At 67.4% G+C, this 18,606-nt stretch carries 16 protein-coding genes and 1 pseudogene; 2 read left to right on the forward strand and 15 right to left on the reverse strand.

Annotated features, from left to right (window positions below; translation table 11 throughout):
- Window positions 1-136: 136 nt before the first annotated feature.
- A complete protein-coding gene (gene thrS / locus NOCYR_RS15000; RefSeq protein ID WP_330981612.1) occupies window positions 137-1,390 on the reverse strand; it encodes a threonine--tRNA ligase in 1,254 nt (417 codons plus the stop codon).
- A gap of 388 nt (window positions 1,391-1,778) precedes the next feature.
- Between thrS and NOCYR_RS29740 the strand changes: the two genes are divergently transcribed.
- The gene (locus tag NOCYR_RS29740; protein ID WP_048833407.1) at window positions 1,779-2,558 is read left to right on the forward strand and encodes a hypothetical protein; all 780 of its coding nucleotides are present in this window, start codon (window positions 1,779-1,781) and stop codon (window positions 2,556-2,558) included.
- A 142-nt stretch (window positions 2,559-2,700) separates the two neighbouring features.
- Here NOCYR_RS29740 and NOCYR_RS15010 read toward each other — a convergent pair whose 3' ends face one another.
- The 11 genes and pseudogenes from NOCYR_RS15010 to NOCYR_RS30490 all read right to left on the reverse strand — a co-directional run.
- Window positions 2,701-3,396 carry a hypothetical protein gene (locus NOCYR_RS15010; protein ID WP_014351231.1) on the reverse strand — a complete coding sequence of 232 codons (696 nt, stop codon included), beginning with the start codon at window positions 3,394-3,396 and terminating at the stop codon, window positions 2,701-2,703.
- A 312-nt stretch (window positions 3,397-3,708) separates the two neighbouring features.
- A complete protein-coding gene (locus NOCYR_RS15015; protein ID WP_014351232.1) occupies window positions 3,709-4,689 on the reverse strand; it encodes an NAD(P)H-dependent flavin oxidoreductase in 981 nt (326 codons plus the stop codon).
- Between the two features lie 157 nt (window positions 4,690-4,846).
- Window positions 4,847-6,145: an NAD(P)/FAD-dependent oxidoreductase gene (locus tag NOCYR_RS15020; RefSeq protein ID WP_014351233.1), complete on the reverse strand. Its 1,299-nt coding sequence runs from the start codon at window positions 6,143-6,145 to the stop codon at window positions 4,847-4,849.
- A 5-nt stretch (window positions 6,146-6,150) separates the two neighbouring features.
- Window positions 6,151-6,525, reverse strand: a complete 375-nt coding sequence (locus NOCYR_RS15025; RefSeq protein ID WP_014351234.1) for a hotdog domain-containing protein — start codon at window positions 6,523-6,525, stop codon at window positions 6,151-6,153.
- Window positions 6,522-8,180 (reverse strand): flavin-containing monooxygenase, encoded by a 1,659-nt coding sequence (locus tag NOCYR_RS15030; protein ID WP_014351235.1) that lies wholly within the window; start codon window positions 8,178-8,180, stop codon window positions 6,522-6,524. Before NOCYR_RS15030 ends, NOCYR_RS15025 begins: the two co-directional genes overlap by 4 nt.
- Window positions 8,181-8,282: 102 nt before the next feature.
- Entirely contained in the window at window positions 8,283-9,641 is a 1,359-nt protein-coding gene (locus NOCYR_RS15035) for a flavin monoamine oxidase family protein (protein ID WP_014351236.1), read from the reverse strand.
- A gap of 85 nt (window positions 9,642-9,726) precedes the next feature.
- Complete coding sequence (locus tag NOCYR_RS15040; protein WP_014351237.1) at window positions 9,727-11,184, reverse strand: aldehyde dehydrogenase family protein; 1,458 nt, start codon at window positions 11,182-11,184, stop codon at window positions 9,727-9,729.
- 34 nt (window positions 11,185-11,218) lie between these two features.
- Window positions 11,219-12,313: a Zn-dependent alcohol dehydrogenase gene (locus tag NOCYR_RS15045; protein ID WP_014351238.1), complete on the reverse strand. Its 1,095-nt coding sequence runs from the start codon at window positions 12,311-12,313 to the stop codon at window positions 11,219-11,221.
- Window positions 12,310-13,107, reverse strand: coding sequence for an enoyl-CoA hydratase/isomerase family protein (locus NOCYR_RS15050; protein ID WP_014351239.1), 798 nt, complete (start codon window positions 13,105-13,107; stop codon window positions 12,310-12,312). Before NOCYR_RS15050 ends, NOCYR_RS15045 begins: the two co-directional genes overlap by 4 nt.
- 10 nt (window positions 13,108-13,117) lie before the next feature.
- On the reverse strand, window positions 13,118-13,594 hold the full coding sequence (locus NOCYR_RS30485) for a class I adenylate-forming enzyme family protein (protein WP_330981629.1): 477 nt from the start codon (window positions 13,592-13,594) through the stop codon (window positions 13,118-13,120).
- Window positions 13,595-13,636: 42 nt separating this feature from the next.
- Window positions 13,637-14,813: pseudogene (locus NOCYR_RS30490) on the reverse strand (AMP-binding protein); the annotation flags it as partial.
- A gap of 229 nt (window positions 14,814-15,042) precedes the next feature.
- Here NOCYR_RS30490 and NOCYR_RS15060 point away from each other — a divergent pair.
- Complete coding sequence (locus tag NOCYR_RS15060) at window positions 15,043-15,720, forward strand: TetR/AcrR family transcriptional regulator (RefSeq protein ID WP_014351242.1); 678 nt, start codon at window positions 15,043-15,045, stop codon at window positions 15,718-15,720.
- Window positions 15,721-15,775: 55 nt separating this feature from the next.
- On the opposite strand, the gene NOCYR_RS15065 is transcribed toward NOCYR_RS15060, so the two are convergent.
- The 3 genes from NOCYR_RS15065 to NOCYR_RS15075 are packed head-to-tail and all read right to left on the reverse strand — an operon-like array spanning window position 15,776 to window position 18,550.
- Window positions 15,776-16,543, reverse strand: coding sequence for a gamma-glutamyl-gamma-aminobutyrate hydrolase family protein (locus NOCYR_RS15065; protein ID WP_014351243.1), 768 nt, complete (start codon window positions 16,541-16,543; stop codon window positions 15,776-15,778).
- A complete protein-coding gene (locus tag NOCYR_RS15070) occupies window positions 16,540-17,895 on the reverse strand; it encodes a glutamine synthetase family protein (protein ID WP_048833408.1) in 1,356 nt (451 codons plus the stop codon). Before NOCYR_RS15070 ends, NOCYR_RS15065 begins: the two co-directional genes overlap by 4 nt.
- Window positions 17,888-18,550 (reverse strand): hypothetical protein, encoded by a 663-nt coding sequence (locus NOCYR_RS15075; protein ID WP_014351245.1) that lies wholly within the window; start codon window positions 18,548-18,550, stop codon window positions 17,888-17,890. The genes NOCYR_RS15070 and NOCYR_RS15075 overlap by 8 nt, the downstream gene beginning before the upstream one ends.
- Window positions 18,551-18,606 lie beyond the last annotated feature (56 nt).

Below are 18,606 nucleotides of genomic sequence, written 5' to 3' on the forward strand. Positions count from 1 at the left end.
GCCGTTCCTGGCCGCGGGCGGGCACGCTGACGAGCAGGTGGAGGCCATGTTCCAGGCCTGGTTCAAGGCGGTCACCCTGCAGGTGACGCTCTGGGCACAGCCCTACGCCGGTGCCGACTGGTGAGGTGACCGCGGATCACTCGACCCACAACCGAGGGTCGCGAGCGTCGACCAGCGCGCGGACGTTCTCGACCGCGCGATCCGCCGGCTGAGCAGGTAGCCGACGTCCATCGCGGAGTCGAAGGGCGACCTCCCCGCGAGACACTTCGGCGGCCCCGACGATGAAGTGGTACGGAACCAGCCTCGCTCCACGCACACGGGCAGCCAAGCTTCCCTTGTCCGCACCGGCGACCTGCACCCGCAACCCCGCACGCGAACACCGATCACGGAGTTCGATCGCGGCCGATTCCTCGGCTCCGGAAATCGGTAGCACCACGACCTGCACCGGAGCCAGCCACGCCGAAAACGCCCCGCCGTGTTGTTCGAGCAAGTGCGCGACGGCTCGCTCGACACTGCCGATGACGCTGCGGTGCACCATGACCGGCCGGTGCTTACTGCCGTCGGCGCCGATGTAGTGCAGGTCGAACTGTGCGGGCTGGTGGAAATCGACCTGCACAGTCGACAGGGTCGATTCGCGCCCCGCGTGATCGCGCACCTGCACGTCGATCTTCGGGCCGTAGAACGCCGCCTCACCGTCGACTGCCTCGTACGCGATCCCGGATCGCTCCAATACTTCGATCAGTAGCTCCTGAGCACGCCGCCACATCTGCGGCGCCGCAACATATTTCCCGCCCGCACCGGGTAGCGACAGCCGATAACGCGCACCGGTGATTCCCATGGCGTGATACGCGGATTCGATCATCGCCAACGCGGCAATGGCCTCGTCGGCCACCTGATCGAGGGTGCAGAAGATGTGCGCGTCGTTGAGCTGGATCGAGCGCACCCGAGTCAGGCCGCCCAGCACGCCGGAGCGCTCCCAGCGGTGCATACCGCCCAGCTCGGCCAGCCGCAGCGGCAGTTCACGGTAGCTGTGCGAGCGGGACCGATACATGAGCGCGTGATGCGGGCACAGGCTGGGCCGCAGTACCACCTGCTCACCGCCGAGGTCCATCGGCGGGTACATGTCGTCGTTGTAATACGCCCAGTGCCCGGATATCTCGTACAGTTCGCGTTTGCCGAGCTCCGGCGAATACACGTGCTGGTATCCGGCCTCGTGCTCGACGGCACGCACGTACTCTTCGAGGCTGTGCCGCACGATGGCGCCGTCGGGCAGCCAATACGGTAGCCCGGACCCGATCAGTGGATCGGTGTCGAACAGTCCGAGTTCCCGCCCGAGTTGACGGTGGTCGTACATGTGGGTCTCCTGCCGGTCGAGGGCGGAAGACCACACGGCAAAGCCCCGGGCATCCGCCCGGGGCTTCGAATCAGATCAGAGTTCAGTGCGCCGGGACGTCGTCCGGCGTCGTGGTGGACTCGGCGCGCTGCATGCCGGTCACCGTACTCGCCGTGGTTCGGTGCGGCAAGAGAATTGCCAGTGGCCACGTGCACTTGCGGCCATGTCGACATGATCGATCCATCGGCGAGCGCGGCCTCGCCCTGGTCGAGGGTGTATCGCGAAAAGCCCGGGACCGACATTGTGGATACCTACGAAGGGTTCGTTCACTGCTGCTGAAGAATCCGAACTCCGCTGGATGGATGGCGAGTGTTGTTGTGGCCGTGGTCTTATGGGGCCTCCCGACGCTGGGATACGTCACATACCGAACCGAAGGACGCGACCTGTGCTGCGCATACGAGGACGACGGACCGCACTGACCGCACTGGCACTTGCCGCCAGTGCCGGCCTTGCCGCACCGGCATCGACCATGGCCGCTCCGCGAACGGTGGTGCAGCCGGACGTCCCGGCCATCGCGGAGAATGTTCCCGCCGACGTACTGGCCGCCCTGGCGCCGACGATCATCGGCGCGGTCTCCACCCCAGGCTTCATCGCGGGCGGTGGGACCGTCGGAATTCTCGCCCAGGCCCGCGCCCTGCTCGCCATCCCCGGGATCCCCGCGCAGGTGAAATCGACGCTCGGGCGGGTGATCACCTTCCTCGACGGTAGCGGTGGCGGCGGACCCGACCTCCCGCCCGCGAGCGGCCCACGCATCGCCCAGTTCCTCTACCCGACGATCGGCAAGGGCTGTATCGGCCCCACCTCCGATTCCGTCGGCACCGCCCTCGCCGTCCCCGGCCCCGCTGTACTCCCACCCCCGGGCCCGAAACCAGGCCAAACGGCCTTCGTCCTCACCGCCCTCGGCACCAAAGTCGCGGCCCCCGTGCAGAATCCACCGCTGGTCGTCCAATGGATCAACCTCGACACCCGCCACTCAGGCACCCAGCCCCTCACCACCGAAGCCGCCCTCAACACCGAAGGCCCCGCCACCGTCTCCGCCATCGCCGACACCGGTTCCGGCCGCATCGCCGCCGTAATCTCCGGATCCCTCACCACCACAACCGCCACGTCCGAAACCCGCACCTGCGCCTTCGCCCCCACCCTGGGGTTCTTCACGGTGCCGTGAGCCACCCGCAGGGAGCTGACCGCGTCGCGGATCTGGTCGTCGCGCTGACCGGGCGACTCGACCGAGCCCGGCCGGCGCAGCTCGCGCATACTTGCGAGAGCATCGGCCGGGCTCGGAAACCCGCACGCGCGGACGACGTCGATCAGGCCGCGACGTGGGCGCCTGTCGGTGCCGCGGCGGCATCGGTGCGCTTGTTGTGGGCGTCGAAGGCCCGGTAGGCGCGGTAGTAGGTGAACATCTGCAGGCCCCAGGTCGACAGCGCGAAGATGTAGAAGATCGTGTGCTCGGCGTCGTCGCCGGGGATGTGGACGAAGTCGTAGCTGGCGGCGATCAGGAAACCGCAGGCGGTGGCGATGCCGGCCCACACCGCGTGGCCGCGCTCGCCGATCTCCCAGAGCCGCTTGGAGAAATAGATCAGGAACAACGTCGTTAGGACGTTGACCACGATGTAGAAGATCTTGCCGGGGGTACCGATCTCCTCGGCATAAACACTCAGAACGAAACCTGCCACACCGGCGAGCGCGAACGCGCCGACGTCGACCGCCACCGACGGCTTGTACCGGTGCGTGACCTTCATCAACCCGAGTACCAGGATCAGCGTGATGCCGACCGAGCGCGAGAAGGCGTCCAGGAAGTAGGCGAACGCGTACATCGGACTGTCGTGACCGGCTTTCAGAAGGCCGTAGATCAGGAAGTTCGTTCCCGATGTGGCTACGATGATCCACTCGAGCCCGAGCAGATAGTTCCGGTAATTGCGGATGAACTTGATGCCGTAGGTGAAACCGACGGCGATCATCCAGATGTCCGCGGCCGCGAACAGCAGTTCCTTGATCGACATTGATCTTCTCCTTGAAGGGTGACACCCGCCGGACAGCGGCAATGGGTCGTTTCGTCAGCGCTACCGAGCGATCGAGGAACGGTAGTCGTCTCGTTCCGGCAATCCATGGGTCCGACATCTGGCCGCCGATCGAGGAATGCGGCGGGGGTCGGAATGTGATGCCAGTCATAACGCTACCGCGAGTGGGTCATATGATCAAGCCATTTGACTAACTACTTCCGTCTGCGCGGACCAGGCACCCGCGACAGCCGCAGTCGCGACATGACGAACCGCCGAACCCGACGCACGAATCCGGCGGCTCCAACGACATCGTCAGCCTGAGAGCTGGCCAGGCAAAGTACCGGTGATGATCTGTCGCGCTTCGGCGAGGATGGCATCGACCACCTCGGCGCAGCTGCCGATGTCGTGGATCAGCCCCTGGGCCTGACTGGCCCACCACAGCCCACCGTCGACGTCGCCGTTGCCGTACACCTGCTCGCGGGCCCGTGCGCCGCTGGCCAGGTGGGCGATGTCGTCGAAGCTCGCGCCGGGCCGGCGCGAAACCGCGGCGATCTCCTCCGACACCGCATTGCGGGCGACGCGGGCGGAGTTGTGGAATTCGCGGAACACGATGACGGTGTCGCGTTCGCTGTTGTCGACGATCTGCCGTTTGACGTTGTCGTGAATGGGCGCCTCGGTGGTCGCCATGAACCGCGTGCCCATGTTCACCGCGCACGCGCCGAGCGCCAGTGCCGCGACAAGCCCTGCGCCGGTGGCGATTCCACCGCTGGCAATGATCGGGATGGCCAGCGCCCGCGCGGCGGCGGGGATCAGTACGAGACCGGGAACGTCGTCCTCGCCGGGGTGTCCGGCGCATTCGAAGCCGTCGATGCTGACGGCGTCGACGCCGAGTTGCTGCGCCTTGAGCCCGTGACGGACGGTGACCGCCTTGTGGATCACCTTCACTCCTGCGGCCTTGAAAGTCGGCAGGTGCGGCTGCGGATTGCCGCCCGCGGTTTCGACGATGGTGATGCCGCTGTCGACGATGGCGTCGCGGTATTCGTCATAGGGCACCGGCTTGATGGTCGGCAGGATGGTCAGGTTCACCCCGAACGGCTTGTCGGTGAGATCGCGGCAGCGGTTGATCTCCTTGACCAGCGCTTCGGGCGTGGGCTGGGTGAGCGCGGTGAGGAATCCGAGAGCACCGGCATTGGCCACGGCGCCGATCAGATCCGCGGTGCCGACGGCGGTCATGCCGCCGCAGACGAGGGGGTGCTCGATACCGAACGTCTCGGTGAAGGTGTTCGTGAACATGTAGATCTCAACTATTCATGGTCGTTTGTCTAAGTCATGTATTCAGCTCGCCGGCCAGGTTCCGAGAAGACCTCTGCGAGGACCTCCCCCACACGCGTCGCGCCGGCCGTCGACGGCGAGTGCCTTCTCGACGGCCGGCGCGTCACAGATGTGGTGACTACTTCCGGAGCGAGGACCAGCGGTCGGCGGCCCGGTCGGCGAGCCAGCCCAGGTACAGCGCGGGATTGCTGACGAAGCTGGGCCAGAACCGCTTGTCGCCGTGCCAGATCGCCTCCAGGTCTGCATGCCGCGGCGCTCCAGTGACGTGATCGGCCAGCATATGACCCACGTACTGCGCCTGGGCGAAGCCGTGGCCGTTGCAGGCCGCGGAGTACAGCACGTTCGCGGAGGCCTCGCCGGCGACCGGCAGCCACGTGGAACTCATGCCGATCCAGCCGCCCCAGGCTTGCATCGGCTTGATGTCGCGCAGTCCGGGGAAGCGGTCGTGGAAGCCGCGAATGAGATCGTCGACGACGTTCGTCGCCGGGGTGCGTTCGGGCAGCGGGTTGCGACCTGCCTGGATGCGGCGGGTTCCGAAGGCGATGGTGCCGCGCGGGGTCACGCGATAGCTCTCCAGGATCATGTGCAGTGTCACCAGGGGCGCGCGGCTGGTCCAGCCGATCTCGTCGAGCCGTTCGGGTGGGACGGGTTCGGTTTCGACCAGCGACGTCCACACCGGTGTCGCCAGATGCTTCGGCGCGATGGACAGGCTGTTGCCGGCGGCGTTCGTGGTCAGCAGCGCCTTGCGGGCCCTGACCTTGCCGTGCGGGGTTTCGACGGTGACCCGCCCGCCGGTGTCGACGACGTCGCGCGCGGGCGTCGACTCATAGACGCGGACCCCGGCGGCGATCGTCGCCGCACGCAACCCGAGCGCGAACTTACCCGGATTGACGGTGCCACCGACACCTTCGCGGATGCCGCCGAGAAAGCCCTCCGGCAGGCCCGCTTCGGGGCCTTCGATGAATTCGCCCGACGATCCGGCCTCGGCCAGCACCTTCGCGTTGCGGCGCGCGTGCCGCAGCTGCCCCTTCGAGATCGCACCCATGACGATCCCCTCTTGCCGGTAATCGCAGTCGATGCCGTGGTGCTTGATCGCATCCTCAGCGAAATGCACCGCGTGCTCGGCGTAGCGGTACAGCTCGCGCAACCGCTCACGCTTCAGCAGGAACCCCAGCATCTCCGGATCGGCGGCGACCGAGTTGGTGATGTAGCCGGCGTTGCGGGAGGTGGCACCCCATCCCAGTGTCTTCGCCTCGAGCAGCACCACGTCGACGCCCTTGTCGGCGAGACGCAGGGCGGCCGACATTCCACCACCACCGCCGCCGATCACGACGACGTCGCAGGTGATCTCTTCGGTCAGCGCCGGTTCGGCCGTGTCGGGCTGTCCGGCCCATCCGGTGTCGTCGATCAACTTCATGACGCCTACTCCGTTCCGTTGGCGGGGATGACCGCGGTGCCGCGGGCGCGTACCGCGACCAAGGGCGGTTGCAGGACGTGCGCGCGGCCGGTGTCATCGGAGCCCCGGCAGATCACCCGGAGCTCGAAATCGACTGTGCGGCTGCGGTTGCCCTTCTTCACCAGGGTCGCCTCGGCTTCGACGACGTCGCCGCCGCGGATCGGGGCGAGGAATTCCACCGACGAATAGCCGGCGAACAGGCCTTCGTGGCCATCCAACTCGATCGAGAGGTTGGTGCCGACGTCGCCGAAGAGCTTCAAGGCGTAGGCACCGTCGACGAGGTTACCGGCGTAGTGCGCGTCGGAGAAGGCGACATACCGCCGGTGGACTGCGCTGCTCATGCGATCTCCTCGTGAATCGGGCCGACCGTGCGTGACGGCGTTTCACCGTCGATCTCGACGCCGGGGTAGCCCCGTTTGGCGATCTCGGTACACATGCGGCGGTACTTACCGACCCCGCCGAGGTAGCCCATGAAGGTGTTCGGTTTGCCGTCGATGTTGGAGCCCCGATACCAGGAGTCGGTGGTCGCGTACAGCGTCTGGGATACGGTCCACTCGGTGATGTCCACCCACTCCTGCTGGGCTTCGGCAGTGGCCTCGATCAGGGTGGCGCCGGTGTCGCGGGCGTGTTCGATGAGGTCGGCGATCCAGTCGACGGCCTGCTCGATCGTCACCACCACGTTGCTGGCCAGCGCCGGGCTGAGCGGTCCGCCGACCATGAAGAAGTTGGGGAAGTCGGCGGCCATGAACCCGAGGTAGGAGCGGATCCCGTCACTCCACGCGTCCTGCAGCTTCCGACCGGACGCGCCGGTGATGTTGAGCCCGAACAGCGGGCCGGTGAAGGCGTCGAACCCGATGGCGAGCACGATGGCGTCCACCTCGTAGGTGCCGTTCGAGGTGACGATCGCGTTCTCGGTCATCGTCTCGATCGACTCTTCGCGCAGTGACACCAGCGAGACGTTCGGCCGGTTGTAGGTCTCGTAGTAGTCGGTGCCGAAAACGCTGCGCTTGGCGCCGAGCGGGTGGTACTTGGGCACCAGCCGTTCCGCGGTGACCGGGTCTTTCACGATCTCGCGGATCTTGTCGTGGATGAACTCCGACGCGGTCCGGTTCGCCTCGGCGTCGAAGAGCAGATCGGCGAACTCGCCGCCGACACCCTGGAAGCCGCTGCGTTCGTAGGCCGACTCGTAGCGTCGCTTGCGCTCCTCGTCCGAGACGTCGAACGCCCGGTCGGTGACGGGGCGATCGGGGATGCCGCCCGGCGAGTGCCTGCACTCCTCCCGGATGGCCGGGTAGTCGTCCTTGACGGCGGCGACCTGATCCGGGGTGAGCACGCGGTTGCGGGCGGGCATCACGTAGTTCGGGGTGCGCTGGAAGACTGTGAGGTGTTCGGCGACCTCCGCGATGAGCGGAATGGCCTGTACGCCAGAGGATCCCGTGCCGATCACGGCAACGCGCTTGCCCGCCAGGTCGTCGAGGGAGATGTTCCACCGGCTGGTCGACACCGTCAGCCCGGTGAAGTTCGACAGTCCGGGCACGTCGAAGTCCTTGGGTGTGGACAGGCCGCCTGCACCCGAGATCAGGTAGCGGCTGCGCCGGATCTCGCCGTTGTCGAGCTGGACTTCCCAGAGCCGGTCGGCGGCGATCCACGTGCAGGCCACCACGCGGGTGTTGAAGGTGAAGTGCTTGCGCAGGTCGAAGCGGTCGGCGACGTGCTCGATGTAGCTGAGAATCTCGGCCTGTGGAGCGAACCGCTCACTCCAGGTCCACTCCTGCTGGAGTTGCTCATCGAAGGAGTACGAGTAGTAGATGCTCTCGACGTCACATCGCGCGCCCGGATAGGTGTTCCAGAACCAGGTGCCGCCGACGCTCGGCCCGGCTTCGAATCCCGCGAAGGACCAGCCCGCTGTCGTCAGCCGGTGCGAGAGGTACATGCCGGTGAAGCCGGCGCCGACACCGATGACGTCGACGATCTCGGAGGTAGAGGTGGTGGTCATGTCTGCAGGCTGCTTTCGTGTAGTTGATCAGACGACTCGATCAAATGACTCACTTCTAGTAGACCAGTGGTCCCGCTCACAGTCAAGGGACAGGGTCCTCGTCTAGTGGGAGCACCCGAGGCTCACGAGTACGGCTTTCGCCGCACGCTCACCCGAGGCAGCGGCGTCGGCCAGCGAGGGCAGATCGAGCTGGTAGTCACCGGCGAGGTAGATGCTGCCGAGCGGATCGCGCAACGGCGGCAGCGAGTTCCGCCGACCGGGCGCCCAGAACGGCACGACCCGGCGGTGCCGCCGCACGATGCCCTCCCCCAGCTTTCCCGCCAGCTCCGGGAACACGGTGCACAGGTCGGTCGAGAATCGCGACACGATCTCCTCATCGGACAGCCCGAACAACGCGTCGGCCTGGGCGCCGCCGGCGAAACAGGCCAGCGCTCCGCCCGGTTTACGGTCGGCGCCGGTGCGCATCGCCGCGGCGTGGTTGAACATCGCCTGGAACGACAGTTGGGGCGTCGACACCGCGAAGTTGTCGTCCCAGCGCTGCGGCCCGACCTCGTCGGTGAAGAATCCAACGATGACGTAGCGGCCGTAGGTGATGTCGTTGAATGCGTTGCGGTGCTGTTGCGGTAGGTCCGCGATGATCCGCTCGGCGATATCGGCGGGTGCGGTAACGATCGCGCGGTCGGCCCGCAGCTGCACCGGACGGTCACCGTCGAGGTAGTCGACCACGACGCCGTCGCCGTCCTGCCGCACCGACTGCACAACGGAGTTCAGCCGGATACGGTCGCCGAGATCCCCGGTCAGCACATCGGTCAACGTCTGATTTCCACCCACCGGCAGCGAGAAGTTCGGGATCTTCGCCGGGTCGGCCAGCGCCAGGCCAACCGATGTGACGAACTGGGTGGCGGCGGTCTCCTCCACCTCGCATCCCATCCACTGCGCCGACCACGACCGGACGACAGCTGCGGCGAGCTCCGACCGGACGCCTTTCAGCAGGTAGGACGCGAGTCTGGTGTCGAGCCCGGCGCGAACTCGTTGGGCGATTCGGCTCTTCGATTCCAGGAACGGCGTCACCCGCAGGATGCGGGCGCCGACGATGGCCATGCCGATCCGGTCCATCATGGTCATCCGCGTGCGGAACATGAGCGCGATCGGGTTCGAGGTGTCGACCAACCCGCCGTTGAGGTACAGCGCGACGCTCTTGCCGGCAAGCGAGCCCATCTCGATGCCGTGCCGGTCGAGGGCCTCGATCAATGTGCCGGTGCCCTCGGTGAATTGGGTGCCGACATTGATCCAGTAGTCGCCCTGCCGGACGGTGTCGACGCGTCCACCTGTGCGATCGGTGGATTCGAGCACCACGACGTCGGTCTGCGGTGCCAGCGTGGTTGCCGCCATCAGGCCCGACATACCGGCGCCCACGACCACCACCCGCGCGGTCTCTTTCCGCACCTCATGTGTAGTCATTTCGGTTTCCTCACTCTCGTTCGTTCACCAGCGAGCACCGGCGAACTCCTTGGGCCTCGGCGGCGGTCGGTCTCACGGCGGGCGGCTACATGGGCAGGTCGGGTGAATCGACACCGACCACCCGGTCACCGCAGAACACCCGGACGGACTCACCGGGGGCGTGACCGCCGATTCCCGAAGTGCCCCAGAAGCTTTGGGCCGATCCATCGGCCAGGTCGGCGACCTTGGCGCCGTTCACCCGCACCTCGCCCGAGAGGATCCGCGAGCCGACCTCGATCGCGCGGTCCAGGTCGCCACCGAATACGTAGGCATCCAGACCGGACGGGTTGGCGTTGGCCACGCGCAGGGCATCTTCGTCGGACTCCACGGCGTGCAGGCTGATGAGCGGGCCGAACAGTTCGGCGGTGGCCAGCGACGCGTCGACGCCCGTGGCGACGGTCGGCGACAGGAAGAAGCCATCGAGGCCCGGCAGTTTCGCGGGCTGGTGGATGGTGGCGCCGTTGGCCCGCAGTTCGTCGATGCGACTGTGCAACGTCGCGAAGTGCGGGGCGTTCGAGATGGGACCGAGTGAGGTGGTCTCGTCGAGCGAGTTCCCGATCTCGATCTGGGCGATACGGTCCAGCAGCGCCTCGAGAAGCGGTTCGATCAGGCTCTTGTGTGCCAGTACCTTGCCGGGGCCCTCGCACCACTGACCGTTGAGCTTGGTCATCCCGTCCAGGATGCCGTCGGCGGCCACGTCGATGTCGGCGTCGTCCAGGACCAGGGCCGGGTTGTTGCCGCCGAGCTCGAGCTGGAGCACCTTGAAGTCTTCCGCGGCCGCACGGGCGATCGCGCGTCCCGCATTCGGTCCGCCGGTGAAGGAGACCACCTTCACCCGGTGATCGCCGGTGATGGCCGCGCCGACGTCACCGGCGCCGTGCACGAGCTGCAACGCACCGTCGGGCAGGCCGGCCTTGACGAAGCTCTCGACGATGATCTGGGCGCTGGTCGGTGCGTGCTCCGACGGTTTCAGGATGACGGGGCACCCTGCCGCCAGCGCGCTCACCATCTTCGCGGCGGGAATGAAACTCGGCCCATTCCACGGGGTGAGGATGGCGGCCGGTCCCCACGGGACTTTGTAGAGCCGCACGTCACGTCCGCCGGCCGCCAGCGCGGTCCGGCGCGGAATGGTGCGCAGTTCCGAGGCGGCCGCACGGATGCGATGCGGCAGGAACTGCGCGACAATCCGGGCTTTCGCGATCGGGACGCCGCTGGTGAGCGCGTCGGTGTAGGCGATGTCCTCGATCCGGGACTCGACGATGTCGGCCGCGCGCTCGATGACCTCGGCGCGTTCCTCGCTCGCCGCGTCGTCCCAGCGCTCGAAGCCGTAGGACCGCTCGGCGTGGCGCAGTGCGCGTTCCACGTCCTCGGGGGTGGTGGTGACGGCACGGTGCACCGGCCGGCCGGTGTTGGGGTCGAGGTTCCATGCGCCGGGAATCGTCGCGCATTCGGACCAGTCGTCGGCGATGTAGTTGATCGGTTGGGGTAGTTGCGGATTCGTCATCGGGAGTTCCTTCGGTGCGCGAATGGGCAGGGGCTCACACAGTGAGGTCGGCGACGATGCGGGTGACGTCGCCGGACTTCATCGCCTCGAAGCCCTTGTCGATGTCGTGGAAGCCGATGACGTCGCTGACCATCTCGTCGAGCAGCAGCCGCCCCTGCTGGTACAGGCGCGCGAACTGGGCGATGTCCTCCTGCGCCTGGCCCGAACCCATGTAGGAGCCGATGAGACGCTTCTCGGAGAAGAAGAAGTTCCAGGCGGGCAACGTCAGCTCGGTGCCGTCGGGTGCGATACCGACCAAACACGCGGTGCCGGTGGGGCGCAGCACCTCGAGCGCGGTGGCCGCGGTGCGGCCGCTGCCGACCGCCTCGAACGAGTAATCGACGCCGTCGCCGAGCAGATTCCGAATCTCGGCCGCCACGTCGGCCGCGCCGTTCACGACGTGGGTGGCGCCGTAGGTGCGGGCTGCGGCCAAGCGCGCGTCGTCGAGGTCGACGGCCACGATCGCCGAGGCGCCGGCCAGACGCGCGCCCTGGATGATCGCGGAACCGACACCGCCGCAACCGATCACGGCGACGGTGGAGCCGGGACGCACTTCGGCACCACGGAACACGGCGCCGACACCGGTGATGATGCAGCACGAGAGCAGGCAGCCCACGTGCAGACTCACCTCGTCGGCCACCTTGACCAGCGCGTTCTCCCGCATCAGCGTGTGGCGGGAGAACGCGCCGACATCGCCGAGCCGGTCGACGACCTGACCGTCGGGCGTCTGGAAGGCGGGCCGGGACCGCTGCCGGATCTCGGTGATGCGCTGACACTGCGTCGAGTGTCCGACCTGGCAGTTGCGGCACAGCCCGCACGAGGGGGTGAGAGCGCCGACGACGCGGTCGCCGGGACGCAACGTGGTCACCGCGGAGCCGACCGCCTCGACCACACCCGCCACCTCGTGCCCGACCACTACGGGCAGGTCGGCGCTCACGGTTCCGGTCATGTAGTGCAGGTCGCTGTGGCACAGTCCGACATTCGAGACCGCGAGCCGGACCTCGTGGGGTTCCGGGTCGTCGACCAGGATCTCGGTGAACTCGAACGGTTGCCCGACCGCCGTGAGAACAGCTGCTTCGGTGGTGATCATGATCGACTCCGATCTCGGTTGTGCTGCGCGGACGCCGAGGACGCCGCGTTCTTCGATGTCCAGAAACCCTCGATGCCTTCGCTGAAGGCGCCGGACTCCCAGGCCTCGCGGGCGGCGTCGTCCTCGCGCGCGAACGCGGCCTCGATATCGGCGGGCTGCGGGCGCAGCAGGCCGAGGTGCAAGGCGGTGATCCGGGGATCGGAGTTCCACTGCCGGATCACCTCGACGGCACGGCCGACCAGAGTCTCCGGCGCGACGATCTCGTCGAGCAGTCCGATCCGCAGTGCTTCCTCGGCGCCGATCCGCTGAGATCCGAGGATGATGCGCATCGCGTGATTGCGGACCAGCCGGCCCATAAGGAAGCTGGACGCGTTGGAAATGACGATTCCGCGGTGGTTCTCCGGTTGGAAGAACTCGGCGGCCGGGCTGCCGATCCGCCCGTCACAGCACAGCGTGAACTCCGAGGCGCCACCGACGGCGATTCCGTTCACGGCCGCGATGACAGGGATTTTCGTCTCGAGGATCGCGCGGGTGATGTCGTGGAAGGTGGCGAAAGCCTCGCGGATCTCGGCGTAGGTGGACGGCACGGCCTCGAGGTCCTCACCTGCGGAGAAAGCCCGGCCGGTGCCGGTGAGCACGATCCCGCGTACCAGATCAGCGGTCCCGAAATGGCGGATGGTCTGTGCGAGCAGCACGCGGGTGGCCACATCCAGCACGTTCAGCTTCGCCGGGCGGTTCAGGGTGAGCACCGCGACGTCGTCGTCGATGCGTACGTCCAGATAGTTGTCGGGCATGTCCGGCTCCTCAGTCGCGCGGCGGTCGCAGGTCGTAGGTGGTGCCGGGCTGCTCGGCGGCGCGCGCCTTCAGGGCGGGTTTGGACACGCGTTCGGAGGGGGTGCGCGGGAAGTCGGCGACGAATTCCACGTAGCGCGGAAGCTTGAAGCGCGCCAGCTGGCTCCGGGCGTCGTCCAGGATTCGCTGTGCGGTGTCCCGGCTTACCGGCACGCCGGGAGCCAGTTGGACGAAGGCCTTGACCTCCTCGCCGAACAGCTCGTCCGGCACGCCGACGACGGCCGTCGCGACGACGCGGTCGTCGCGTTCGAGCACGCGTTCGACCTCCGTGCTGGCGATGTTCTCGCCGCCCCGGCGGACCATGTCCTTGAGCCGCCCCACCAGCCGGTAGCTGCCCGCCTCGCGGATCGCGACGTCGCCGGTGTGCAGCCAGCCGTCGCGCAGGACCTGCGCGGTCGCTTCGGGCCGGTTCCAGTAGCCGAGCATCATCGGCCTTCCCGAGGTGATCAGTTCACCGGATTCGCCGTCGCCGACCTGGCGACCCTGGGCATCGACCACCCGGACCCGCTTGGTCGGCACCGGCCGGCCCAGCCGTCCGCTGCCGACGTCCTCGGTGGCTTCCGGCAGGCTCACCAGGTCGACTCCGGTCTCGGTCATCCCGAAGATCTCCCGCCACGGTGCGCTCCATCGCTGTTCGAACTCGGCGTGCAGCGCGGCGGGGATGGCCGAGCACAGCACGATGCGCAGGTCGTTGTCGCGGTCCTGCGGGGTGGGGCGGCTGCTTGAACAGCAGCGTCGGCATGGAACCGAGCACGTAACAGAACGTGGCCCGGTGCTTGCGGACGTCGGCCATGAAACCGGAGGCGGAGAACCGCGGCAGCACCACCAGCGGCGCCCCGATCGTCAGGCACAGCGCGGTGTTCCACTGCGGATCCATGTAGGAGAACGGCTGCGAGGTGAGCGCCACGTCGTCGGCGCCGAGTCCGGCGGCGTTCGCGCACACCCAGCCGAGCCGAGTCCAGTAGTCGTGGGTGAGCATGCAGGCCTTGGGAAATCCTGTTGTCCCCGAGGTGTATTGAAGGTTCGCCAACGTCTCGCCGGCGATGTCCACCGCGGGCGGGTCCGCGGGATACGCCGTGAGGTCGCCGGGTGTGCCGGCATGGATGATGCGGATACCGGCCAGTTCGCTGTTCTCCGCACGCACCTGCTCGGCCAGTGGGGCGTGCTCGGCGTCGGTGACCAGGACCCGGGCGCCGGAATCTCGCAGCACGAATTCCAGGTCCGCCCGCTGATACGAGGAGTTGACCGGAACGGTCACCGCGCCCGCCTTGAGCACGGCCAGCCAGGCAACCGGCCACTGCACCACGTTGGGCAGCATGATCGCGACGCGGTCGCCCGGCCAGACTCCGTCCTCGGCGATCAGTCGCCGAGCCAGTCTCGTGGTCCACTCGTCGATCTCGGCGAAGGTCCACGATCGGTCCGCGAACCGGAGGAACTCGTGGCCGGGACGGCGGCGCGCCTGTTCGGCCAGCAGTCCGGTGAGTGTGCCGATCGGCGGATCCTCGGCCAGACGCGCGAGCACACTCGAGCGTTCGGACTGGATCGGTGCGACGTTGGTCATGTCATCCTCTTCGCGGAGAGCAGGTGGAAGGCCGTCGATCGGCCTTGCAGCCGCCGGGCGGTGGCCTGTTCCGGGGTTCGCCACCATGTGCGGTTTTCGATGGGTCCGGCACGCCAGGGCGGGGAATTCGACGCCGCCAGGCGAGTGGATATGTGAGGCCTGCCATAAAGGTAGCCGAAGTGGGTCATCTGATCAAGGCGGTTGACCTACATTTTGGGACACGCTTTGGCTCGCGCGCTCGTCGCGGGGCTGCTCGTGCTGGTAATCTCGAGCATGACTTGATCAAACGTTCAGATCTATCCGACAGGAGAATCGCATGGCTCGCGTCCCCGCTGCCGAACGTCGCGCCGAACTGGTGGCCGCGGCCGTGCGCGTGATCGCCGCTCGCGGGGTGGATGGAGCCACCACGCGCCGCATCGCCGAAGAAGCCAACGCTCCCCTGGCCACCTTGCACTATTGCTTCGCCACCAAGGAGCTGCTGTTCGCCGCAGTCTTCGAGTATCTGGCCGGCGAATACCGGGATGTGCTGAACCGCAGCGATGTCCACAGCGACGCCCAGAGCACCGCCCGGGGCCTGTTGCGCGGTGTCCTGCACTGGTACCTGGAGAACCCGGACTTCGGTGCGACCATCCTCGAGCTGATCAGCTGGGGTCAGCGGGAGGGCGAGCAGGCCGAGGTCGTTTACACCGAGGCCTATGCCACCATGCGCACGATCCTGGAGGGCACCACAACCGCCTCGGGCCGGCCGCTCGAGCCGGACACGATCGATCAGCTGATCTACGTCGTCTCGGCACTATCGGACGGGTTCGCTCTCAACTGGCTGGTGTTCAGCGACGCCGACGCGGCGCGTGCGCAGGTCGAGCTGACTCTCGGCGTGCTCGACGCGTGGATGGCGGCCAATCTCGGCAACACCGCCGCACAAGCAACCGCGCCGGCCGACACCACACCCGAGCCGACGATGCGGTCACTGGTCTCCTGGGTGCGCACGAACTGACCGCGCCGCTGTGGCTGTCACCGGAATAGTAACGGCCACAGCGGTTCTCGAGCGATCAGCGTCGCCCGGCGGCCGCCTCGACCAGCCAGCGCAGCGCGCCGTCATCGGTGACCATCCACTCCGGATGCCACTGCACGCCGAGCACGGGGGCACCCGGCAGCTCGACGGATTCGGCGACACCGTCGCCGGTGCGGCCGGTGACCACCAATCCGGCGCCACAGGTGTCGATCGCCTGATGGTGCCAGGAGTTGGTCACCAGGCGATCGCCGAACACCTTCTGGGCGATCGTGCCCGCATCGAACGTGACGACGTGCTCGGGTTCACCGTCCGACAGCGGCCCCGTCGCCATGAGGTGACGCACCGGCCCGCCGGGCAAGTCGGGAATCAGGGTGCCGCCGAGAGTCACGTTGAGCACCTGCATGCCTCGGCATACGCCGAGCAACGGAATCTCGCGCTCGAGTGCGACCCGCGTCAACGCGATCTCGAACTCGTCCCGGTTGACGTCGTGGACCGAGGGGTCCAGTACCGGATCGACCTCGCCGACCACCGACTCGTCACCGCCCCAGCACCGCGGATGCACATCCTGACCACCGGTGATCACGACACCGCTGAGCCAATAGCCGAGCGCGGCAGGGTCGGCGTCGTAGGGCAGCATGACCGGTACCCCGCCGGCGCGCGTGATGGCGGCGGCGAAACCGGAGATGAAGCTGTCGGTGAGGCGGTGTCCGTAACCCGGGTGACCGCCATTGATCAGCTCCATCCGGAAGCGCCGGCCGGTCAAACCGATGAGCGGTCGCACCCGTTCCGCGTGTCCGGCGCTCACGGGAACTCGAAGTAGCGGCTGGACTCCCACTCCGACAGCTCGGCGAACGGATCGCCACCGGTGGTGTGGAACTGCATCCATTCCCACCGGCGCGTACCCACCCAGTAGTCGACGAACTCGTCGCCCAGTTGCTCACGCAGGATCAGGTCCGACTCGAGCGCGTCGGCGGCCTTGGTGATGGTGTCGGGCAACCGTTCGAGATCGGGCGCGCACCAGGCCATATCGCTGACCGGGTCGGCCGGTTCGAGCTTGCCGTCGATCCCGGCGATCACGCCCGCCAGAATCGTCGCGACCGCGAGGTACAGGTTGGCGTCGGCACCCGGAACGCGGTACTCGAGACGGGAGTATTTCGGGTGAGCGCAGACCGCGCGCACCGCGGTCGTCTTGTTGGCGATACCCCAGGTCACCGTGGTGGGCGGACCGCTCAGATCGACCAGACGACGGTAGGAGGTGATCTGCGGAAGCATCACCGACGTCGCGCCACGCATCGTCGCGAGCAGGCCGGCGACCGCGTGCCGCATGGTGTCCGACGGCCCGTCGGCGGCGTAGAACGCGTTGACGCCGTCGCGCTGCAGCGACAGGTTGACGTGCGAGGCCTGGCCGTAACCGGCGGTCGGCTTGGCCATGAAGGTGACGGTGTGACCGAGTTCGAAGGCCACCTCGCGCATCACCTGACGGGCGCGGGCCCAGTTGTCGCACACCGAGATCGGGTCGGCGGGAACGAGATTGAGCTCGACCTGGCCGGCCGCGTCCTCGTCGCTCCAGGCCTCCCACTCGATGCCGATCTGCTCGAGCCGCCGCGCGACCGCCGACATGTAGTCGACCCAGTCCTTCGACTTGGCCAGGTTGTAGGCGGTGCCCGCGGACCCGCCGAGCGGGGTCAGATCGCGGTAGCCCTTCGCCCTCGCCTCGTGTACCGACTCCTGAAACAGGGTGGCTTCGATCTCGACCGCGACGGTAGCGGTGAAACCACGGGCCGCGAGCCGGTCGACCATCGCCCGCGCGAGATTACGCGGACAGGTGCCGATCGGGGAACCGTTGGGCTGCCAATAGTCACCGATCACCGACTGCACACCGGGTGCCCACTGCACCAGCGTCGACATGTCGGGCCGGAACTGCAGATCGGCAAGATGACCACGCCAGTCGGGGTAGGCGAAACCGAGCGTCGGCGCGTTGCCGAGGTCGAGGCCGAACAGCAGGTCGGCCATCGCGAAACCCGAGTCCGCACACGCGGCGAACTTCGACGGCGCGATGTTCTTGCCGTGGAACGAGCCGTCGTGGTTGGTCGACTCGATCCGGACGGTGTGCACGCCGGGATCGAGAGTCGTTGCGGCAGTGGCGAGTTCAGACATCGTAACGAACCTTCCAGGATGCGGCGACCAGCACCGACAGCTGCGAGAGCGTGCCGCGCACGCCCATGAGACCGGTGGACAGGGCGGCCAGCAGATCGACCGCGCCGGTGAAGACGGCGGCCAGCAGATCCGGCGGCCCCGCGATGACGTAGTGGCTTTCCCCCTCGCCCACCACGACCTGATCCACGCCGTCGGAACCCTCGGTGGCAGCGATCAGCACGTCCGGGATGCCGGGGACCGAGCGGGCCTTGTCCCAGAAGCTCAGGGCGGCGCTCTTCCAGTCCGGCAGCGGCGGCGACAGCAGGGCGAGGGCCACCGCCGCGAACTCCGCCGAGCCGACGGGTTCACCGACCGGGGCGAAGAACTGGTTGAGGTCAACGGTCGCGTCGAGATCGGGCTCGACGAACACACCTCCCGACACCGCGATCGCACCGTCGGCGAGGGTGATCGTGGCCGCCTGCGGGGTGTCGTGGGAACGGATCGCGATCGCGCCGGTCAACCCGGCCGGCAGCAGCGAGCTGTCGGCGCGGAGGGAGTCGGCAATGGTCCGGGCGATCAGCCGGACGATCGGACTTGCGTCGTCCTCGATCCGGATGTCGACCCCGCCGACCGCGTCGGCCCCGCGCAGGGCGGGATCGATCGTCGTTTCGGTCATTGTGTTGTCCTTTCGATGCGACGAGATCGTGTGCGCGGTAGAGCGTCGACAGCGGA

The organism is Nocardia cyriacigeorgica GUH-2, assembly GCF_000284035.1.
Lineage (GTDB): Bacteria > Actinomycetota > Actinomycetes > Mycobacteriales > Mycobacteriaceae > Nocardia > Nocardia cyriacigeorgica_B.

What these genes read in the sequence shown, in the direction of transcription:
- NOCYR_RS15010 (WP_014351231.1), bottom strand. Translation starts at nt 3,396, where the DNA reads ATGTCGATCAAGGAACTGCTGTTCGCGGCCGCGGACATCTGGATGATC.
- NOCYR_RS15015 (WP_014351232.1), bottom strand. Translation starts at nt 4,689, where the DNA reads ATGTTCACGAACACCTTCACCGAGACGTTCGGTATCGAGCACCCCCTC.
- NOCYR_RS15020 (WP_014351233.1), bottom strand. Translation starts at nt 6,145, where the DNA reads ATGAAGTTGATCGACGACACCGGATGGGCCGGACAGCCCGACACGGCC.
- NOCYR_RS15025 (WP_014351234.1), bottom strand. Translation starts at nt 6,525, where the DNA reads ATGAGCAGCGCAGTCCACCGGCGGTATGTCGCCTTCTCCGACGCGCAC.
- NOCYR_RS15030 (WP_014351235.1), bottom strand. Translation starts at nt 8,180, where the DNA reads ATGACCACCACCTCTACCTCCGAGATCGTCGACGTCATCGGTGTCGGC.
- NOCYR_RS15035 (WP_014351236.1), bottom strand. Translation starts at nt 9,641, where the DNA reads ATGACTACACATGAGGTGCGGAAAGAGACCGCGCGGGTGGTGGTCGTG.
- NOCYR_RS15040 (WP_014351237.1), bottom strand. Translation starts at nt 11,184, where the DNA reads ATGACGAATCCGCAACTACCCCAACCGATCAACTACATCGCCGACGAC.
- NOCYR_RS15045 (WP_014351238.1), bottom strand. Translation starts at nt 12,313, where the DNA reads ATGATCACCACCGAAGCAGCTGTTCTCACGGCGGTCGGGCAACCGTTC.
- NOCYR_RS15050 (WP_014351239.1), bottom strand. Translation starts at nt 13,107, where the DNA reads ATGCCCGACAACTATCTGGACGTACGCATCGACGACGACGTCGCGGTG.
- NOCYR_RS30485 (WP_330981629.1), bottom strand. Translation starts at nt 13,594, where the DNA reads ATGATGCTCGGCTACTGGAACCGGCCCGAAGCGACCGCGCAGGTCCTG.
- NOCYR_RS15060 (WP_014351242.1), top strand. Translation starts at nt 15,043, where the DNA reads ATGGCTCGCGTCCCCGCTGCCGAACGTCGCGCCGAACTGGTGGCCGCG.
- NOCYR_RS15070 (WP_048833408.1), bottom strand. Translation starts at nt 17,895, where the DNA reads ATGTCTGAACTCGCCACTGCCGCAACGACTCTCGATCCCGGCGTGCAC.
- NOCYR_RS15075 (WP_014351245.1), bottom strand. Translation starts at nt 18,550, where the DNA reads ATGACCGAAACGACGATCGATCCCGCCCTGCGCGGGGCCGACGCGGTC.